Source organism: Streptomyces sp. NBC_00236 (genome assembly GCF_036195045.1).
Classification (GTDB): Bacteria; Actinomycetota; Actinomycetes; order Streptomycetales; family Streptomycetaceae; genus Streptomyces.
The window spans coordinates 244,266-258,643 of record NZ_CP108100.1 but is presented as its reverse complement, the minus strand read 5'-3'; the positions used below and the strand labels follow the sequence as shown (position 1 = coordinate 258,643).

Genomic DNA, 14,378 nt, shown 5'->3' with positions numbered 1-14,378 from the left:
GGCGGTCAGGCGGACTTGCGGATCCGGGTCGCCCACGGGCCGATGAACGCGAACGGGCCCTGGTCCGGCAGCACGAACTCCTTGGAGAACGCGGAGGCGGTCCGGGCCCACCACAGCGGGAGGTACGGCAGGTCGGCGCCGGCGGTCTGTACGGCCTTCATCAGTTCCCGGGCACGCACGTTCTTGTCCGTGGCGGACTTCGCCGTGTCCAGTGCCGTGTTGACGGTGCTGTTGTCGTAGTGCGCGATGTCCGTCGCCGTGGCCGCCGCGTTGAGGTACGGGTCGGCCAGTTCGGCCGGGTCGCCGGTGACGGGGAAGTACCACAGGAACTGCAGTGGCTGCTTGCCGGAGCCGAGCTCCGCCACCCACTGCTCCAGGGTGATCTCCTTGACGTTCAGCGTGATACCGATCTTCTTGAGCGAAGCGGCGAGCGCGAGCGCCGCCTTGCCCAGCTGAGGACCGCTGTTGGGGTAGTGCAGTTCGGCCGTGAAGCCGTCCTTCGCCGACGACTTGTCCAGTTCGGCCCGTGCGGCGTCCAGGTCGAAGGACAGCGCGGGAATGGCGTCGTAGGCGGAGCGGACCTCGGCCGCCGGCATCAGGTCGCCCCACATCTCGCGGGACGGCAGCGCGTCGGCGACCTCGGCCCTGCCGTGCAGGATGCCCTTGACCATGCCCTCGCGGTCGGCCGCGTGGGCGATGGCACGGCGGACATGGATGTCGTCGAACGGCGCCTTCGCGGTGTCGAACGCCAGCGACACCACGGACCGGTCGCCGGTGTACGTGACGCGTGCGTGCGACTCCCAGCCGCGGGCCTCGTCCGACGCGAGGCCGAGAGCGCCGTCCACCGCGCCGGACTTCATCGCGACCAGCCGCGTGCCGGCATCGGGGACGAAGGAGAGCTTCAGCTTCCGCACGGCGGGCTTCTGGCCCCACCACGCGTCGTTGCGCTCCAGCAGGACGTGGTCGTCGGCGGCGAACTCGGTGATCCGGTACGGGCCGGTGCCGAGCAGCAGCGTCTTCGCCGTGCCGATCCGGCCCTTGTTACGGGTGAGGAAGGCACGGCTGCTGACGAGGAGCCCGCCGGCGGTCGTCGTCCAGGCGAACATGGCGTCCGGTGCCTTCAGCCGGATGGTGACCTCGTGGTCGCCGGTGGTCTTCACGGAGTCGACGCCCGCGTACGCGTATCCGAGGGCGGAGCCGTTCTTCGGGTCCCGGATCGCGTTGATGGACGCCACCACGTCGTCCGCGGTGAACGGGGTGCCGTCGGTGAACGTGACGCCGCGGCGCAGTGTGTACACATACGTCCTGGCGTCGGGCTGCTTCCAGGACGACGCGAGCCCTGGACCGAGCTTCCCGGACGGATCGACCGAGAGCAGGGACTCCTGGGCCAGCACGGCGACCAGGTAGTTGAGGACGCCGGACTCACGGCTCACGTCGAGGGTGGAGAGGGAGGAGGGCAGGGCGAGCGTGAGCGTGTCGATCGGCACGTCCGCCCCCTGCGCACCGGCGCCCGAGCCCGTTGTCCCGTCACCGGATTCCTTAGCGGGCGGGGGCGCACACGCGGCGAGCACACCGGACGCGGCGAGGACACCCAGGCCGGCGCCGGTGAGGCGCAGCAGTCGGCGTCGGCTGAGGTTGCCACCCGGTTCCGAGGTCATCGGGAACCACCCATCTCACTTTGTCCACTGTCAATGCCCAACTGGGCGTGGACAGTATCCGAAGCGCTTTGGGTGCGTCAAAGGGTGACTAATGACCGTCCAAGGGGCGGACGTTCGGGAGGTACTTATGCCGCACAAATGGACGAACGGTGCGCCCTGTTCTCGATGGGTGGATTCCCTGGTCGACCCTTGAGCCCCGCAGCGGGGAATACGTGCGCAGCGAACGGACTTCCTGCTGCTGGGGCAGCCGGCGTCCGGCCCGGGCGCCCCATGCCATGAACGGAGAGGGAGCCGATGTCCAAGGCGTACGTGTTCACCCGCAACGGCGGACCGGAGGTGGAGGCCCTCGTCGACCAGGACACGCCCGCGCCCGGTCCCGGGGAGCTGCTCGTCGCCGTCCGGGCGGCCGGGGTCAACCCGGTGGACTGGAAACTGCGCACGGGGTACACCCGGCCCGGCAGCGTGCCGCAGCCGTTTCCCACCGTCTTCGGCAGCGAGGCCGCAGGGGTCGTCGAGGCGACCGGCCCGGGCGTCGAGGGATTCGCGGTCGGCGACGAGGTCTTCGGCAACCCGGTGACGGGCGGGTACGCCGAGCACACCCTGCTGCCCGTCGCCGTGACCGCCCACAAGCCGGCTTCGCTCCCGTTCACCGACGCGGCGGTGCTCCCGGTCGCGGCGGCCACGGCCTATGACGGGGTACGCCAGCTCGGCCTCGCCCCGGGGGCCGTACTGCTGGTCACGGGGGCCGGCGGAGGGGTGGGCAGCGCCGCGGTGCAGCTCGCCCGCCACGGGGGCGCCCAGGTCATCGGCGTCGCCGGCGCGGCCAAGAAGGAGTTCGTCGAGTCGCTCGGCGCGGTGCACGTGGAATCCGGCGCGGGACTCGCCGAGCGGGTACGGGCGGCGGCACCCGGCGGCATCGACGCGGTCTTCGACCTGGCCGGCGGTGACACCCTGCGCGAAGCGGCCTCGCTGCTCGCGGACCCCGCCGCGCTGATCAGCGCCGGTGACAAACCGCTGGTGGCCGAGCTCGGCGGGGCGCCCGTCGAACGGGCCCGCACCGCCGCGGTGCTCGACGCGGTGGCGGCCCTCGTCGTCTCCGGCGCCCTGCGCACGCACGTCACCCGGACCCACCCGCTCACGGCGGCGGGCGAGGCGCTGCGTGCGGTGGAGGACGGCCATGCCCTCGGCAAGACCGTGATCGAGGTGGCCGCATGACCGGGTCACGGACCCCCGACAGCGCTCTGCACCCCCTCGACGACCCGGTGGGCTCGGCGCTGCGGGGACCGCACGCCCACTTCGCCGAACGCCGCGGCCGCATCCTGCGCTATCCGCCGTCCGTCACCCCCTGGCTCGCCCTTCCGGACCTGCCGGAGGCAGCGGACTGGGCCGATGCGGCCGCGCTCGCGGGACCCGGCGGCATCGTCACCGTCACCGCCTTCCGTGAGCGGCCGCCGGAGGACTGGGAGGTCGTCTTCGACGCCGAGGGCGTCCAGCTGGTCGACGTGGCGGTCGAGGCGGCTCCGTGGCCGGAGGCCGTCCGGCTCGGCCCCGCCGATGTGCCGGAGATGCTGGACCTGGTCGCACGGACCCGGCCCGGCCCCTTCGAGACCCGCACGATCGAGCTCGGCACCTATCTCGGTGTACGGCGCGACGGGGTACTCGTCGCCATGGCCGGTGAGCGGTTGCGCCCGCCCGGCTGGAGCGAGATCAGCGGCGTCTGCACGGACGAGTCGGTCCGCGGGCAGGGACTTGCCGGCGGACTCGTGCGGGCCGTCGCCCACGAGATCCGGGCGCGCGGCGAAACGCCCTTCCTGCACGCCGCCGCGTCCAACACCAACGCCGTCCGGCTCTACGAGTCGCTGGGCTTCGCCCTCCGCCGCCGCACGCCGTTCCTCTCGGCGATCGTCCCGGGGAACCCGCCGATACGTGTGGCCGGCAACGCCCCGGACGACGTGCGTGAGGCTGCCACGCGCTGATCCGGAGGCCCCCGGTCCTGCGGGCGCGGAAGGTTTGCGCCCCCGCCTTCGGCCTGCGAACTGTGGGCCGAAGGCCCCTGCCGGCACGGCTCTCGGGACTTTCGGCGCAGTGTGTGAGGCCGTAAGCCTCGTGTGCTGACCGCAGCGTCTCGGGTGCACTGGTAGGGAACGCCGGCGCCGGGCCGGCTGATCCCGGGAGGAAAGGGCCGTGACGATCGGGCTCCAGCAGTTGACGGCGACGCGTGGAGCAGAGCTTGCGGGTGCAGACGCCGGCGAGCCGGCGGGCGGGGTGCAGAGGGTCGGCAACCGGCCGCTGTTCGGCGGTCTGGCACTGCTGACCGCCGTGATCCTCCTTCTCGACATCGGGTCCGGCGACGACCTGCGCATCGTGCCGCTGCTGGTCGTCGTGCCCGCCCTCGTCTCCGTGTTCGGGACCATCCGGCAGACCGTGGGCGTGGCCTCCTGGATCATGGTGGTGGCCGTCACCTCGCGCCTCGTCATCGGCGGGACGTTCTGGGACATCACCAGCAGTGTCATCTTCACGGTGCTGGCCTGCGTTCTCGGCGTCGGCGCCTGCGCGCTGCGCATCCGCCATGCCACCGAGATAGCCAGACTGCGCTCCGCCGCCGTCGCGCTGCAGCGCCAGATCCTGCGCCCGCTGCCCATCGAGACCGACCAGGTCGTCGCCCACGGCACCTATGCGCCGATCGAGGAGGACCGTCTCGTCGGCGGTGACATCTACGAGGTCGTGTCGTCGCCCTACGGAACCCGGGTGATCATCGGGGACGTGCAGGGCAAGGGGCTCGCCGCGATCGGGGCGGGTTTCGCCGTGCTCGGCGCGTTCCGTGAGGCGGCCATCCGTGAGCCCAGTCTGACCGGGGTCGTCGACGCCCTGGAGGACGCGGTCGCCCGGCACAACGCCTTCTCCGCGCAGACCGGCGAGATCGAGCGCTTCGTCACCGCGCTGGTGCTCGGCTTCGACGGCGACGGACGCGTCCAGGCCGTCAACTGCGGACATCTGCCGCCCCGCCTGCTGCACGACGGAGTGGCCTGCCCCGTCCCGCTGCGCCGTACCTCGGTACCGCTGGGCCTGGCCGAGCTCAGCAGCGAGGCGCGTGTCACCGAATGGGTGGACTTCCCGGCCGGTGCGACGCTGCTGATGTTCACCGACGGGGTGACGGAGGCCCGTGACGCGGCGGGAGCCTTCTACCCGCTGGACACCCGGCTGGGTCGCTGGGCCCATCACGGCCCCCGGCAACTGCTCGACGCGCTCCACCACGACCTGGAGGAGTTCTCCGGCGGCGTGCGGCGCGACGACATCGCGGTGCTCGCCGTGCGGCGGGAGCCGTCCCGCGGTCACCTCCGGCCCGAGGAGTCGGACCGCGGCGCGAGGCGAGCCGCGGAGGTGTTCAGTGGCCGCTAGGACCTGTCGTCGGACTGCCGTCCGCCGTGCGACGCCGTGCACACACTCCCGCCGTACCGGCCCTGGACCCCGGTACGTCCAGTACGAGGGCCGGGGGCCGGCACGCCGAGAGGACGCACCTGAGCCGCGCGGCCGCCCTTCGGGCGACGACGGCAGCGTGACGACGGGCCCCAGCGGTGCCGCGTCACGCGAGGCCGACATGGTCCACCCAGCTTGTCGCGGTGGGACGTTTGTCGCGGCGGGACATTTTTGGGTGTATGGTACAGACATGAACCGGGAACGGAAGACCCCCGAGAGGCGGAGCCGCAAGGCGCGCCGGACCCGGGACACACTGGCCCAGGCCGCATTCGAGCTGGTGCTCGACCACGGTCTGAGGGACGTCACGGTCGAACAGATCGCGGAACGCGCCGACGTCGACCGCCGCACGTTCAGCCGGTACTTCACGAGCAAGGAGGCTGCCGTCCTGGACTCGGTCCGGGGCGACGGCGACCGGATCAACGACGCGCTGCGGGCCCGGCCCGCCGGCGAGCCCCCGCTCACCGCGTACCGCCGGGCCGTCCTGGACTGGCTGGCGGACCCCGAAGCGGAGGCATGGCACCGCCGCCCGAGGATCTTCGAACTGCTGGTCCTCGCCGAGCGGGAGCCGACCCTCTACGCGGCGTTCCACCACATCCGGGTGGACGCCCAGGAGGACTCGCTCGCCATCGTCGCCGACCGGCTCGGAGTCGACCCGCGGCAGGACATCCGCCCCGCCGTGACGGTCGCCGCCGGAGCCGGAGCACTGCTCGCCGCCCAGGTCGCCTGGGTGCGCGGGGGCTGCCCCGACGAGTTGCCCCGACTCGTCGAGCAGGCATTCGACGCCCTTTCGGGGGAGCTCATCCAGGAGCCCGCCGGACCGGCGTCACACAGCACCACGGAAGGAAACGGAACATCATGAGCACCACCCCCACCCCCGCCGACCAGGAGTTCGCCGGCCGTACCGCCCTCGTCACCGGAGGAGCGTCCGGCATCGGCCTGGCGCTGGCCCACCGGCTCGCCGCCTCCGGCGCGTCCGTCGTCGTGGCCGACTACGACGAGGCGAGCGCCCGCAAGGCGGTGGCCGAACTGGAAGGCGCCGGAGCCAAGGCGGCCGCCGTGGCCATGGACGTCACCGACCCGGCCTCCGTCGAAGCGGGTGTGCGGTTCGCCGTCGACACGTTCGGCGCGCTGCACCTCGCCGTCAACAACGCCGGCATCGGCGGACCGAGCAGCCCGACCGGCGACTACGCCGTCGAGGACTGGAACCGGGTCGTCGCCACCAACCTGAGCGGCGTCTTCTACTCGATGCGCTACGAGCTTCCGGCCATCGTCGCCGCGGGCGGCGGCGCCATCGTGAACATGTCGTCGATCCTCGGCACCAACGGCTTCGCCGGCTCGCCCGCGTACGTCGCTGCCAAGCACGGCGTCGTCGGTCTCACCAAGACGGCCGCACTCGAGTACGCCGCACAGAACGTGCGCGTCAACGCGGTCGGCCCCGGCTTCATCGACACCCCGCTGCTGCGCAACACCGAGGGCCCGGCCCGCGACCACCTGATCTCGCTGCACCCGGCGGGACGCCTCGGAACGGCGGAGGAAGTGGCGGAGCTCGCCGCCTTCCTGCTCTCCGACCGCGCCTCCTTCATCCACGGCAGCTACCACCTGGTGGACGGCGGCTACTCCGCCTCCTGAGTGGCGGACGGGGGACAGGGGGGCGAGAAATAGGGCAAAGGAGCAGGAGAGGTCAAGGAGGACCCCATGAAGGCTGTTCAGTACCGCGAAATCGGAGCCGCACCCGAGGTCGTCACCGTGCCCGACCCGGAGCCCGGGCCCGGGCAGGTGCTGCTGAAGGTCACCGCGGCAGGTGTCTGCCACTCGGACATCGCGGTGATGAGCTGGCCCGCGGACGAGTTCCCCTACCCGCTGCCGCTGACCCTCGGTCACGAGGGAGTCGGCACCGTCGCCGCACTCGGCGACGGCGTCAGCGGGCTCTCGGTCGGTGAGTCCGTCGCGGTCTACGGCCCCTGGGGCTGCGGCACGTGCGTGAAGTGCGCCGAAGGCAAGGAGAACTACTGCCTGCGCGCCAAGGAACTCGGCATCAACCCGCCCGGGCTGGGTTCGCCCGGCGCCATGGCCGAGTACATGATCGTCGACGACCCGCGCCACCTCGTCCCGCTCGGTGACCTCGACCCCGTGCAGGCAGTGCCGCTCACCGACGCCGGCCTCACCCCGTACCACGCGATCAAGCGCTCCCTGCCGAAGCTGGTGCCCGGCGCGACCGCCGTCGTCATCGGCACCGGCGGCCTCGGCCACGTCGCCATCCAGCTGCTCCGGGCCATGACGGCCGTCCGGGTCATCGCGCTCGACGTCACGGAGGACAAGCTCGCCCTGGCCCGCGAGGTCGGGGCGCACGAGACCGTCCTGTCCGACCAGCACGCCGCGGACCGGATCCGTGAACTGACCGGCGGGATCGGCGCCCAGGTCGTGCTCGACTTCGTCGGAGCGCCTCCCACCGTGGCCACGGCAGGCGCGGCGGCCGCGGTCGACTCCGACGTCACGATCGTCGGCATCGGCGGCGGAGCACTGCCGGTGGGCTTCGGCTCACTGCCGTTCAACACGACGGTGACGGCCCCCTACTGGGGATCCCGCTCCGAGCTGGCCGAAGTCCTCGACCTGGCGCACGCCGGCGCGGTGAAGGTCCACGTCGAGACGTACTCGCTGGACGAGGCACCGCTGGCGTACGAGCGGCTGCACGACGGCCGGATCAACGGCCGCGCGGTCATCCTTCCCAACGGCTGACCGGACCCGGCACCTCCCTCACGAGCCTGCGGGCCGACGCACCCAGCGCCGGCCCGCATCGTGATGCCCGCGGCCGATGCGCACCGCACCGCTCCGGATGGATACTGTCCGCATGGAATTCGCTGCTCTGATGACGCTGCCCGTCCTGGTCATCGGTCTGACCGTCGTGGCCCTCCTGGACCAGCTGATGCTCCGGGCAGGGCGGGCCGGTCTGCTCCCGTGGCGCAACAGCGCCCGGCAGGGCCAGATCTCGGCGACCGGCTTCGAGCAGCTGCACGCGACGTTCTCACCCGGCAAGCAGAGCGAGCTCAAGGAACGACAGAGCGCGCTGCTGCTGCGGGACGACGAGGAGGACGGCGCCCCGCCGCACCGCTCCACCGTCGACCTCGACGGTGGCCTCGCCGTCATCCGCCTGCGGCAGCAGTGACGCCCGGCCCGGCTCATGGGCCGGGCGTGTGACCGTGCGCATCGGGTGATCGTCACCTCCAAGGCCGGACCGGTGGGCGGGCCCATCAGGACCACGCCTCGGTGCCGGGTGTACCGGGCGGCCGTCACTCGTGCGGAACGACGATGCCGGCTGCGCGCGGGTTCGCGTCGATCAGCGTGTTCAACCGGGCGATGGAATGGAGGCCGAGTGCGGCGAGACTTCCCACGCAGCGGACACAGGCCCCCGCGCAGGGGCGGGGGACAGCGCGGCGCGGGCTCGGGGAAAGGGAGCTGACAGATGCCCCGGCCCCCCGGCTACACTCACCTCATGGGTTCGTACTACTTCTTCCGCTGACGTCGGCAAGGGCAGCCGCCGCACTCCGCCGGGCCGTCACCCCGTGACCCCGGGCAGGCCGCGCGCCGCCCCCTTCGGACCGTCCGGAAGCCCCGCCCGCCGCGTCCCGTCCCGGGCCGCCGAGGCATGTGACCCCAGGGAACCGCCACCATGCCCCTCCCGCACGACCGCGCCCAGCTGACCCTCAAGGACGTCTCCAAGGCCTACGGAGACCGCGCCGTCCTCGACCAGGTCTCGCTCACCGTCCGCCCCGGCGACCACGTCGGTGTCATCGGCGAGAACGGATCCGGGAAGTCCACCCTCCTGCGGCTGATCGCCGGTGCCGAGACGCCCGACAGCGGCGAGATCACCGTCCGCTTCCACGGCGGCACGGGCTACCTCTCCCAGACGCTCGACCTCGACCCCACCCGCACCGTCCAGGACGCCGTGGACACGGCCCTCGCCGAACTGCGCGCACTGGAGCGGCGGATCAGCGCCGCCGAGGCGGCACTCGCCGCCCCCGGCGGCGCCGACAACGCACAACTGGCCACGTACGGAGACCTGCTGACGGAGTACGAGGAGCGTGACGGATACCGGGCCGACGCCCGGACCGAGGCCGCACTCCACGGCCTCGGACTCGGGCTCCTCACCCGGGAGCGCACGCTCGGCAGCCTCTCCGGAGGCGAACAGTCCAGGCTGGCGCTCGCCTGCGTCCTGGCGTCCGGCCCGGAACTGCTGCTCCTCGACGAACCGACCAACCATCTCGACCTCCGGGCGGTCACCTGGCTGGAGGACCAGCTGCGCGCCCACCGCGGCACCCTCGTCGTGATCACCCACGACCGCGCGTTCCTGGAACGGACCACCACCGTCATCGTCGAGGTCGACCGGGATCTGCGCAGCGTCGTCCGGTACGGCGACGGCTGGGACGGTTACCGCACGGCGAGGGCCGCCGCGCGCCGCCGCTGGGCGCAGGACCACCAGGAGTGGCTGGACGAACTGGCCCGTACCGAAGAACTCGTGAACGCGGCGGGACAGCGGCTCGCCGCCACCGGCAAGGACCCGGGGGAGGGCTGGGGCAAGCACCGCCGCTCGCACGAGGCGAAGCTCTCCGGTCAGGTCAGAGCGGCCAGAACCCGGCTGGAGGGGCTGCGCAGGGAGCCCGTGCCGGCACCGCCCCAGCCGCTGCGGTTCTCGGCCGGACTGACCCTGGCCTCCGAAGGGGACAGGCACCCCGGTCCACTGGTGGAGCTCTCTTCCGTGGCGGTGGGCGACCGGCTGAACGTGCCCGCGCTGCGGGTCGACAGCGGGCAGCGCCTGCTGGTCACCGGGCCCAACGGGGCCGGAAAGTCGACTCTGCTCAGAGTCCTCGCAGGTGATCTCGTCCCCGACACGGGCACGGTGCGACGCCGGGTCCGGATCGGCTACCTTCCGCAGGAACTCCCCGCCCGGCCGACCCGCCGCACCCTGCTGGCGACGTTCGCGGCCGGGCGGCCCGGTCATGCGGACGAGTACACCGACATGCTCCTCGCGCTCGGTCTCTTCCGGGCGGAGGACCTGACCGTCCCGGTGGCCGCGCTCTCCGTCGGACAGCAGCGCAGGCTGGCGCTGGCCCGGCTGGTCACCCGTCCCGCCGACCTGCTGGTGCTGGACGAACCGACCAACCACATCGCCCTGGCCCTGGTCGAGGAACTGGAGGCGGCGCTGGCGGCGTACGGGGGAGCCGTCGTGGTCGTCTCGCACGACCGCAGCTTCCGGAGCCGCTTCAAGGGCGACCGGCTGGAACTCCGTGCCGGCCGGCCCGTCGCCCGCACCCGCACCTGACCACGACCACGCACGGCGAACGGGGCGGACGCGGGCTCTCAGGCCCCGCCGTCGTGCACGGCGGGGACCTGTCCGCCCGACAGACGCTCCCGCAGCCGGTCCAGGAAGATGCGCTGCCCCTTGACCAGCCGCTCGGCCGCGGTCTCCGGCGTACACCAGGCGAACCGGTCGATCTCCGGGAACTCCTGCCGCACACCGGAACCCCGGGGCCACTCCATCGTGAACGTCCCCGGGACCGCCTCCGCCGGATCGAGGTCGCCCTCCACGGCCCACACCGTCACGGTCTTGCCTCCGGCCTGCCGAGACTCACCCAGCGACAGCCACGCGCCGTCCGGCACCGGGTGCCCGAACTCCTCCTCGAACTCCCGCCGGGCCGCCGCCTCCGCTCCCTCCGCCGGGTCGTACTCGCCCTTGGGCACCGACCAGGCCGCACTCTCCCGACGTGCCCAGAACGGCCCGCCCATGTGACCGATGAGGACTTCGAAGCCGCTGCCGCGGTGGCGGAACAGGAGGAGACCGGCACTGCGCCTGGCGGGATCGCGGGGTGTCATGCCGTCAAGTGTGGGCATGGCGGCCGTTGAACCCCGGACGACAGGCCGTCCTAGACCTTGCGGTAGCCGTACGCCTCCGCGGCCGCGGCCGCCACCGCGTCCAGGTCGCCGCCGGCCGATGCCGTGACCACGGCGGCCACCGCCCCCTCCACGAACGGCGCGTCCACCAGGCGTGCCCCGTCCGGGAGCTCGTCGCCCTCGGCCAGCATCGCCTTCACCGTCAGCACGGCGCTTCCCAGGTCGACGAGGACCGCGACCCCCACACCGCCGTCCACGGTCCGGGCCGCCTCCGCGATGAGCTCCGCACTGGTCCCGAGCCCGCCCGCGGGCGTGCCGCCGGCCGCGGCCACCGGCGCCGTGGCACCGCCGGCCGCGAGCCCCTTCGCCAGGTCGGCGACCGCCGCGGCCACCGGGCCGCTGTGCGACACCAGCACGATCCCGACCTGCTTGTCCGCGCTCATGCGCCACCTCCCGCCACGGCGGCCGTCTCCGCGAGCGCGGCGATCAGCAGCGCGGCCGACGTGGCCCCCGGATCCTGATGCCCGATACTCCGCTCACCCAGATAGCTCGCCCGGCCCTTGCGCGCCTGCAGGGGGACGGTCGCCAGCGCGCCCGCCCGGGCCGCGTCCGCTCCCGCCTCGAACGACGTCGTGAGCGCCTCGACGGCCGGCAGCAGCGCGTCGAGCATCGTCTTGTCACCGGCCTGTGCCCCGCCCAGCTGGGCCACCGCCGCCACACCCTCTCCGAGCGCGCGCGCCACGTCCCCGGCTGCGACGGCGGGCGCGTCACCCAGCGCCTTTCCCGTACGCCGCAGCAACGTCCCGTACAAGGGCCCCGACGCGCCCCCGACGGACGAGATCAACTGCCGCCCGGCCAGCATCAGTACGGCGCCCGGGGTCTGTGGCGGCTCCTTGTCCAGTGCGGCCGAGACCGCGGCGAACCCGCGCTGCAGATTGCTGCCGTGGTCGGCGTCCCCGATCGCGGAGTCGAGCTCGGTCAGACGGGCCGCCTCACGGTCGACCGAGGCCGCGGTCGTGGACATCCAGCGGTGGAAGAATTCGGCGTCGAGCACATGCGCTCCTCGGTGCGTCGGATGAATCGGCGTCCCCGCGAGGGGTCGGGCGGGTCAGCGGCCCCAGCGCAGTGCGGGTGTCTGCACCGGCGCGTCCCAGAGCCGTACCAGCTCCTCGTCGACCTGGCAGAGCGTCACCGAACAGCCCGCCATGTCGAGCGAGGTCACATAGTTCCCCACGAGGGTACGGGCCACCACCACGCCGCGCTCGGAGAGCACCCTCTGCACCTCGGCGTTGAATCCGTACAGCTCCAGCAGCGGTGTCGCGCCCATCCCGTTGACGAGCGCGATGACAGGACCCCGTGGCCGCAGGTCCTCCAGCACCGCGTCGACCGCGAAGTCGGCGATCTCCCGTGAGGTCATCATCGGGCGCCGCTCCCTTCCCGGCTCGCCGTGGATCCCCACCCCGAGTTCGAGTTCGCCGGGCGGGAGATCGAAGGTGGGGGAGCCCTTGGCCGGCGTGGTGACCGAGGTCAGCGCCACACCGAAACTCCGCGACGCCTCGTTGACCTGCCGTGCGAGGGCCGCCACCCGGTCCAGCGGTGCGCCCTCCTCCGCGGCGGCCCCGGCGATCTTCTCGACGAACAGGGTCGCCCCCGTGCCCCGGCGCCCGGCCGTGAAGAGGCTGTCGGTCACCGCCACATCGTCATTGACGAGCACCTGGGCGACCTGCACGCCTTCCTCGTCGGCGAGTTCGGCGGCCATCTCGAAGTTGAGCACGTCGCCGGTGTAGTTCTTCACGACGAACAGCACGCCGGCGCCGCTGTCGACGGCGGCGGCGGCCCGCACCATCTGATCCGGCACGGGTGAGGTGAAGACCTCGCCGGGGCAGGCGGCCGAGAGCATGCCGGGGCCGACGAACCCGGCATGGAGCGGTTCGTGACCGGACCCGCCACCGGAGACCAGGGCGACCTTGCCGGCCACGGGCGCGTCGCGCCGTACGACGACACGGTTCTCGACGTCCACGGTCAGTTCGGGATGGGCGGCGGCCATGCCGCGCAGCCCGTCGGCGACCACGGTTTCAGGGACGTTGATCAGCATGCGCAACGGAATCTCCCAGGAAGGCTGTCGAGGCTGGACCACCACCGTAGGACGCCGGAGGCCCTGTGCGAAGAACCGCGCCTCTCCGCTCCTGCGCGAGATCCGCCGAAGAGTCCGCCGCAGGCGCACGGACCCGCCGCCCTGCTGTCGAACGGCTCCCGGGCTACGCTGTCCGGCGCGGCCGTGGTTCCTCTGCTCCGGCGGACATCTCCTTGCGGACAGGTGATCTGAATGCTGTACATCGCGTTCCTGCGCGGAATGAACGTGCCGGGCCGCTCGGTGAAGATGGAGTATCTGCGCGGTCTGTTCACGGAGATGGGGTTCGACTCCGTACGCAGCTACATCCAGAGCGGGAACGTCTTCTTCGAGTCCGACGAGACGGACCGGGCCGTGCTCGGTGCCCGTGTCCGTGAGCGGCTGACCCAGGAACTCGGCTACGAGGTCGCGGTCTGTCTGCGTACGGTGCCGGAACTGGAGGCGCTGATCGCGCTGGACCCGTTCAAGAAGGTCACGGTCACCGACGATCTGCGCTGCTGCGTGGTGTTCACGACCGAGCGGATCGATCCGGAGCTTTCCCTGCCGATGCTCTCTCCGAAGAAGGACATGGAGATCATCGGCACGAGCGGGTACGACGCCTTCGTCGTCTGGCACCTGATCAAGGGCAAGGCGCCCGCCGCGAAGGGGTTCCAGGAGCGCGTCCTCGGCCACGACGCGACGACGCGCTTCTTCCACACCGTTGTGAAGATCCTCGCCGCGGCCAAGAAGGGCAGTGCCTGACGGACGGCCCGTCAGGCACTGCCGTCCGGGGCGAGCTCGGCGATCAGATCCTCCACCAGCGCCCTGATCTCGTCGCGGACGATGCGCACGGCCTCGACTCCCCGGCCGGCCGGGTCGTCCAGTTCCCAGTCGAGGTAACGCTTGCCGGGGAAGACGGGACAGGTGTCGCCGCAGCCCATGGTGACGCACACGTCCGATCCCCGGACGGCGTCGGCCGTCAGGATCTTCGGCGTCTCGGCGGAGATGTCGATCCCGGCCTCCGCCATCACCTCGACGGCGGCGGGGTTGACGTGGGAGCCCGGGTCCGAACCGGCGGAGCGGACCTCGATCCGGTCCCCGGCCAGATGGGTCAGCCAGGCCGCCGCCATCTGGGAACGGCCTGCGTTGTGCACGCAGACGAAGAGGACGGACGGCTTCCCGCCGGGCTCGGCCATGGTGATCGTGCTCCCTCGTCGCATGACGGAACCAGCCGTCGATGAATCAGC

Annotated in this window: 15 protein-coding genes; 9 read left to right on the top strand and 6 right to left on the bottom strand. The window is 72.2% G+C overall.

All coding sequences use genetic code 11. From position 1 onward, the window contains the following. Positions 1 to 5 precede the first annotated feature (5 nt). Complete coding sequence (locus OG446_RS01225) at positions 6 to 1,658, bottom strand: ABC transporter substrate-binding protein (protein ID WP_328892227.1); 1,653 nt, start codon at positions 1,656 to 1,658, stop codon at positions 6 to 8. 294 nt (positions 1,659 to 1,952) lie between these two features. Between OG446_RS01225 and OG446_RS01220 the strand changes: the two genes are divergently transcribed. The 8 genes from OG446_RS01220 (at position 1,953) to abc-f (ending at position 10,452) form a co-directional block, all read left to right on the top strand. Beyond that, the gene (locus tag OG446_RS01220; RefSeq protein ID WP_328892226.1) at positions 1,953 to 2,873 is read left to right on the top strand and encodes an NADP-dependent oxidoreductase; all 921 of its coding nucleotides are present in this window, start codon (positions 1,953 to 1,955) and stop codon (positions 2,871 to 2,873) included. Further along, positions 2,870 to 3,634, top strand: a complete 765-nt coding sequence (locus OG446_RS01215) for a GNAT family N-acetyltransferase (protein WP_328892225.1) — start codon at positions 2,870 to 2,872, stop codon at positions 3,632 to 3,634. The genes OG446_RS01220 and OG446_RS01215 overlap by 4 nt, the downstream gene beginning before the upstream one ends. A gap of 208 nt (positions 3,635 to 3,842) precedes the next feature. Beyond that, positions 3,843 to 5,057 carry a PP2C family protein-serine/threonine phosphatase gene (locus tag OG446_RS01210; protein ID WP_328892224.1) on the top strand — a complete coding sequence of 405 codons (1,215 nt, stop codon included), beginning with the start codon at positions 3,843 to 3,845 and terminating at the stop codon, positions 5,055 to 5,057. Positions 5,058 to 5,325: 268 nt separating this feature from the next. Then, a complete protein-coding gene (locus tag OG446_RS01205; protein ID WP_328892223.1) occupies positions 5,326 to 5,994 on the top strand; it encodes a TetR family transcriptional regulator in 669 nt (222 codons plus the stop codon). Then, entirely contained in the window at positions 5,991 to 6,764 is a 774-nt protein-coding gene (locus OG446_RS01200) for an SDR family NAD(P)-dependent oxidoreductase (RefSeq protein ID WP_328892222.1), read from the top strand. Before OG446_RS01205 ends, OG446_RS01200 begins: the two co-directional genes overlap by 4 nt. A gap of 66 nt (positions 6,765 to 6,830) precedes the next feature. After that, positions 6,831 to 7,871, top strand: coding sequence for an NAD(P)-dependent alcohol dehydrogenase (locus tag OG446_RS01195; protein WP_328892221.1), 1,041 nt, complete (start codon positions 6,831 to 6,833; stop codon positions 7,869 to 7,871). A 112-nt stretch (positions 7,872 to 7,983) separates the two neighbouring features. Beyond that, a complete protein-coding gene (locus tag OG446_RS01190) occupies positions 7,984 to 8,298 on the top strand; it encodes a DUF6191 domain-containing protein (RefSeq protein ID WP_328892220.1) in 315 nt (104 codons plus the stop codon). A 504-nt stretch (positions 8,299 to 8,802) separates the two neighbouring features. Then, on the top strand, positions 8,803 to 10,452 hold the full coding sequence (abc-f, locus tag OG446_RS01185; RefSeq protein WP_328892219.1) for a ribosomal protection-like ABC-F family protein: 1,650 nt from the start codon (positions 8,803 to 8,805) through the stop codon (positions 10,450 to 10,452). Positions 10,453 to 10,490: 38 nt separating this feature from the next. Here abc-f and OG446_RS01180 read toward each other — a convergent pair whose 3' ends face one another. From OG446_RS01180 to dhaK, 4 genes are read right to left on the bottom strand one after another with little or no spacing between them, the layout of a single operon-like run. Next, positions 10,491 to 11,003: an NUDIX domain-containing protein gene (locus tag OG446_RS01180; protein WP_328892218.1), complete on the bottom strand. Its 513-nt coding sequence runs from the start codon at positions 11,001 to 11,003 to the stop codon at positions 10,491 to 10,493. 50 nt (positions 11,004 to 11,053) lie between these two features. Then, positions 11,054 to 11,464, bottom strand: a complete 411-nt coding sequence (locus OG446_RS01175; RefSeq protein ID WP_328892217.1) for a PTS-dependent dihydroxyacetone kinase phosphotransferase subunit DhaM — start codon at positions 11,462 to 11,464, stop codon at positions 11,054 to 11,056. Next, positions 11,461 to 12,075, bottom strand: a complete 615-nt coding sequence (gene dhaL, locus OG446_RS01170; protein ID WP_328892216.1) for a dihydroxyacetone kinase subunit DhaL — start codon at positions 12,073 to 12,075, stop codon at positions 11,461 to 11,463. Before dhaL ends, OG446_RS01175 begins: the two co-directional genes overlap by 4 nt. 54 nt (positions 12,076 to 12,129) lie before the next feature. Then, entirely contained in the window at positions 12,130 to 13,122 is a 993-nt protein-coding gene (dhaK, locus tag OG446_RS01165) for a dihydroxyacetone kinase subunit DhaK (protein WP_219570360.1), read from the bottom strand. Between the two features lie 225 nt (positions 13,123 to 13,347). Here dhaK and OG446_RS01160 point away from each other — a divergent pair, with 225 nt between their 5' ends. Beyond that, positions 13,348 to 13,893 (top strand): DUF1697 domain-containing protein, encoded by a 546-nt coding sequence (locus OG446_RS01160; RefSeq protein WP_328892215.1) that lies wholly within the window; start codon positions 13,348 to 13,350, stop codon positions 13,891 to 13,893. Between the two features lie 11 nt (positions 13,894 to 13,904). On the opposite strand, the gene OG446_RS01155 is transcribed toward OG446_RS01160, so the two are convergent. Next, positions 13,905 to 14,327: an arsenate reductase ArsC gene (locus tag OG446_RS01155; protein ID WP_328892214.1), complete on the bottom strand. Its 423-nt coding sequence runs from the start codon at positions 14,325 to 14,327 to the stop codon at positions 13,905 to 13,907. Positions 14,328 to 14,378: the final 51 nt, after the last annotated feature.

Excerpts from the sequence above, each read along its gene's own strand:
- OG446_RS01225 (WP_328892227.1), bottom strand. The coding sequence starts at position 1,658 with ATGACCTCGGAACCGGGTGGCAACCTCAGCCGACGCCGACTGCTGCGC.
- OG446_RS01220 (WP_328892226.1), top strand. The coding sequence starts at position 1,953 with ATGTCCAAGGCGTACGTGTTCACCCGCAACGGCGGACCGGAGGTGGAG.
- OG446_RS01215 (WP_328892225.1), top strand. The coding sequence starts at position 2,870 with ATGACCGGGTCACGGACCCCCGACAGCGCTCTGCACCCCCTCGACGAC.
- OG446_RS01205 (WP_328892223.1), top strand. The coding sequence starts at position 5,326 with ATGAACCGGGAACGGAAGACCCCCGAGAGGCGGAGCCGCAAGGCGCGC.
- OG446_RS01200 (WP_328892222.1), top strand. The coding sequence starts at position 5,991 with ATGAGCACCACCCCCACCCCCGCCGACCAGGAGTTCGCCGGCCGTACC.
- OG446_RS01195 (WP_328892221.1), top strand. The coding sequence starts at position 6,831 with ATGAAGGCTGTTCAGTACCGCGAAATCGGAGCCGCACCCGAGGTCGTC.
- OG446_RS01190 (WP_328892220.1), top strand. The coding sequence starts at position 7,984 with ATGGAATTCGCTGCTCTGATGACGCTGCCCGTCCTGGTCATCGGTCTG.
- abc-f (WP_328892219.1), top strand. The coding sequence starts at position 8,803 with ATGCCCCTCCCGCACGACCGCGCCCAGCTGACCCTCAAGGACGTCTCC.
- OG446_RS01180 (WP_328892218.1), bottom strand. The coding sequence starts at position 11,003 with ATGACACCCCGCGATCCCGCCAGGCGCAGTGCCGGTCTCCTCCTGTTC.
- OG446_RS01175 (WP_328892217.1), bottom strand. The coding sequence starts at position 11,464 with ATGAGCGCGGACAAGCAGGTCGGGATCGTGCTGGTGTCGCACAGCGGC.
- OG446_RS01160 (WP_328892215.1), top strand. The coding sequence starts at position 13,348 with ATGCTGTACATCGCGTTCCTGCGCGGAATGAACGTGCCGGGCCGCTCG.
- OG446_RS01155 (WP_328892214.1), bottom strand. The coding sequence starts at position 14,327 with ATGGCCGAGCCCGGCGGGAAGCCGTCCGTCCTCTTCGTCTGCGTGCAC.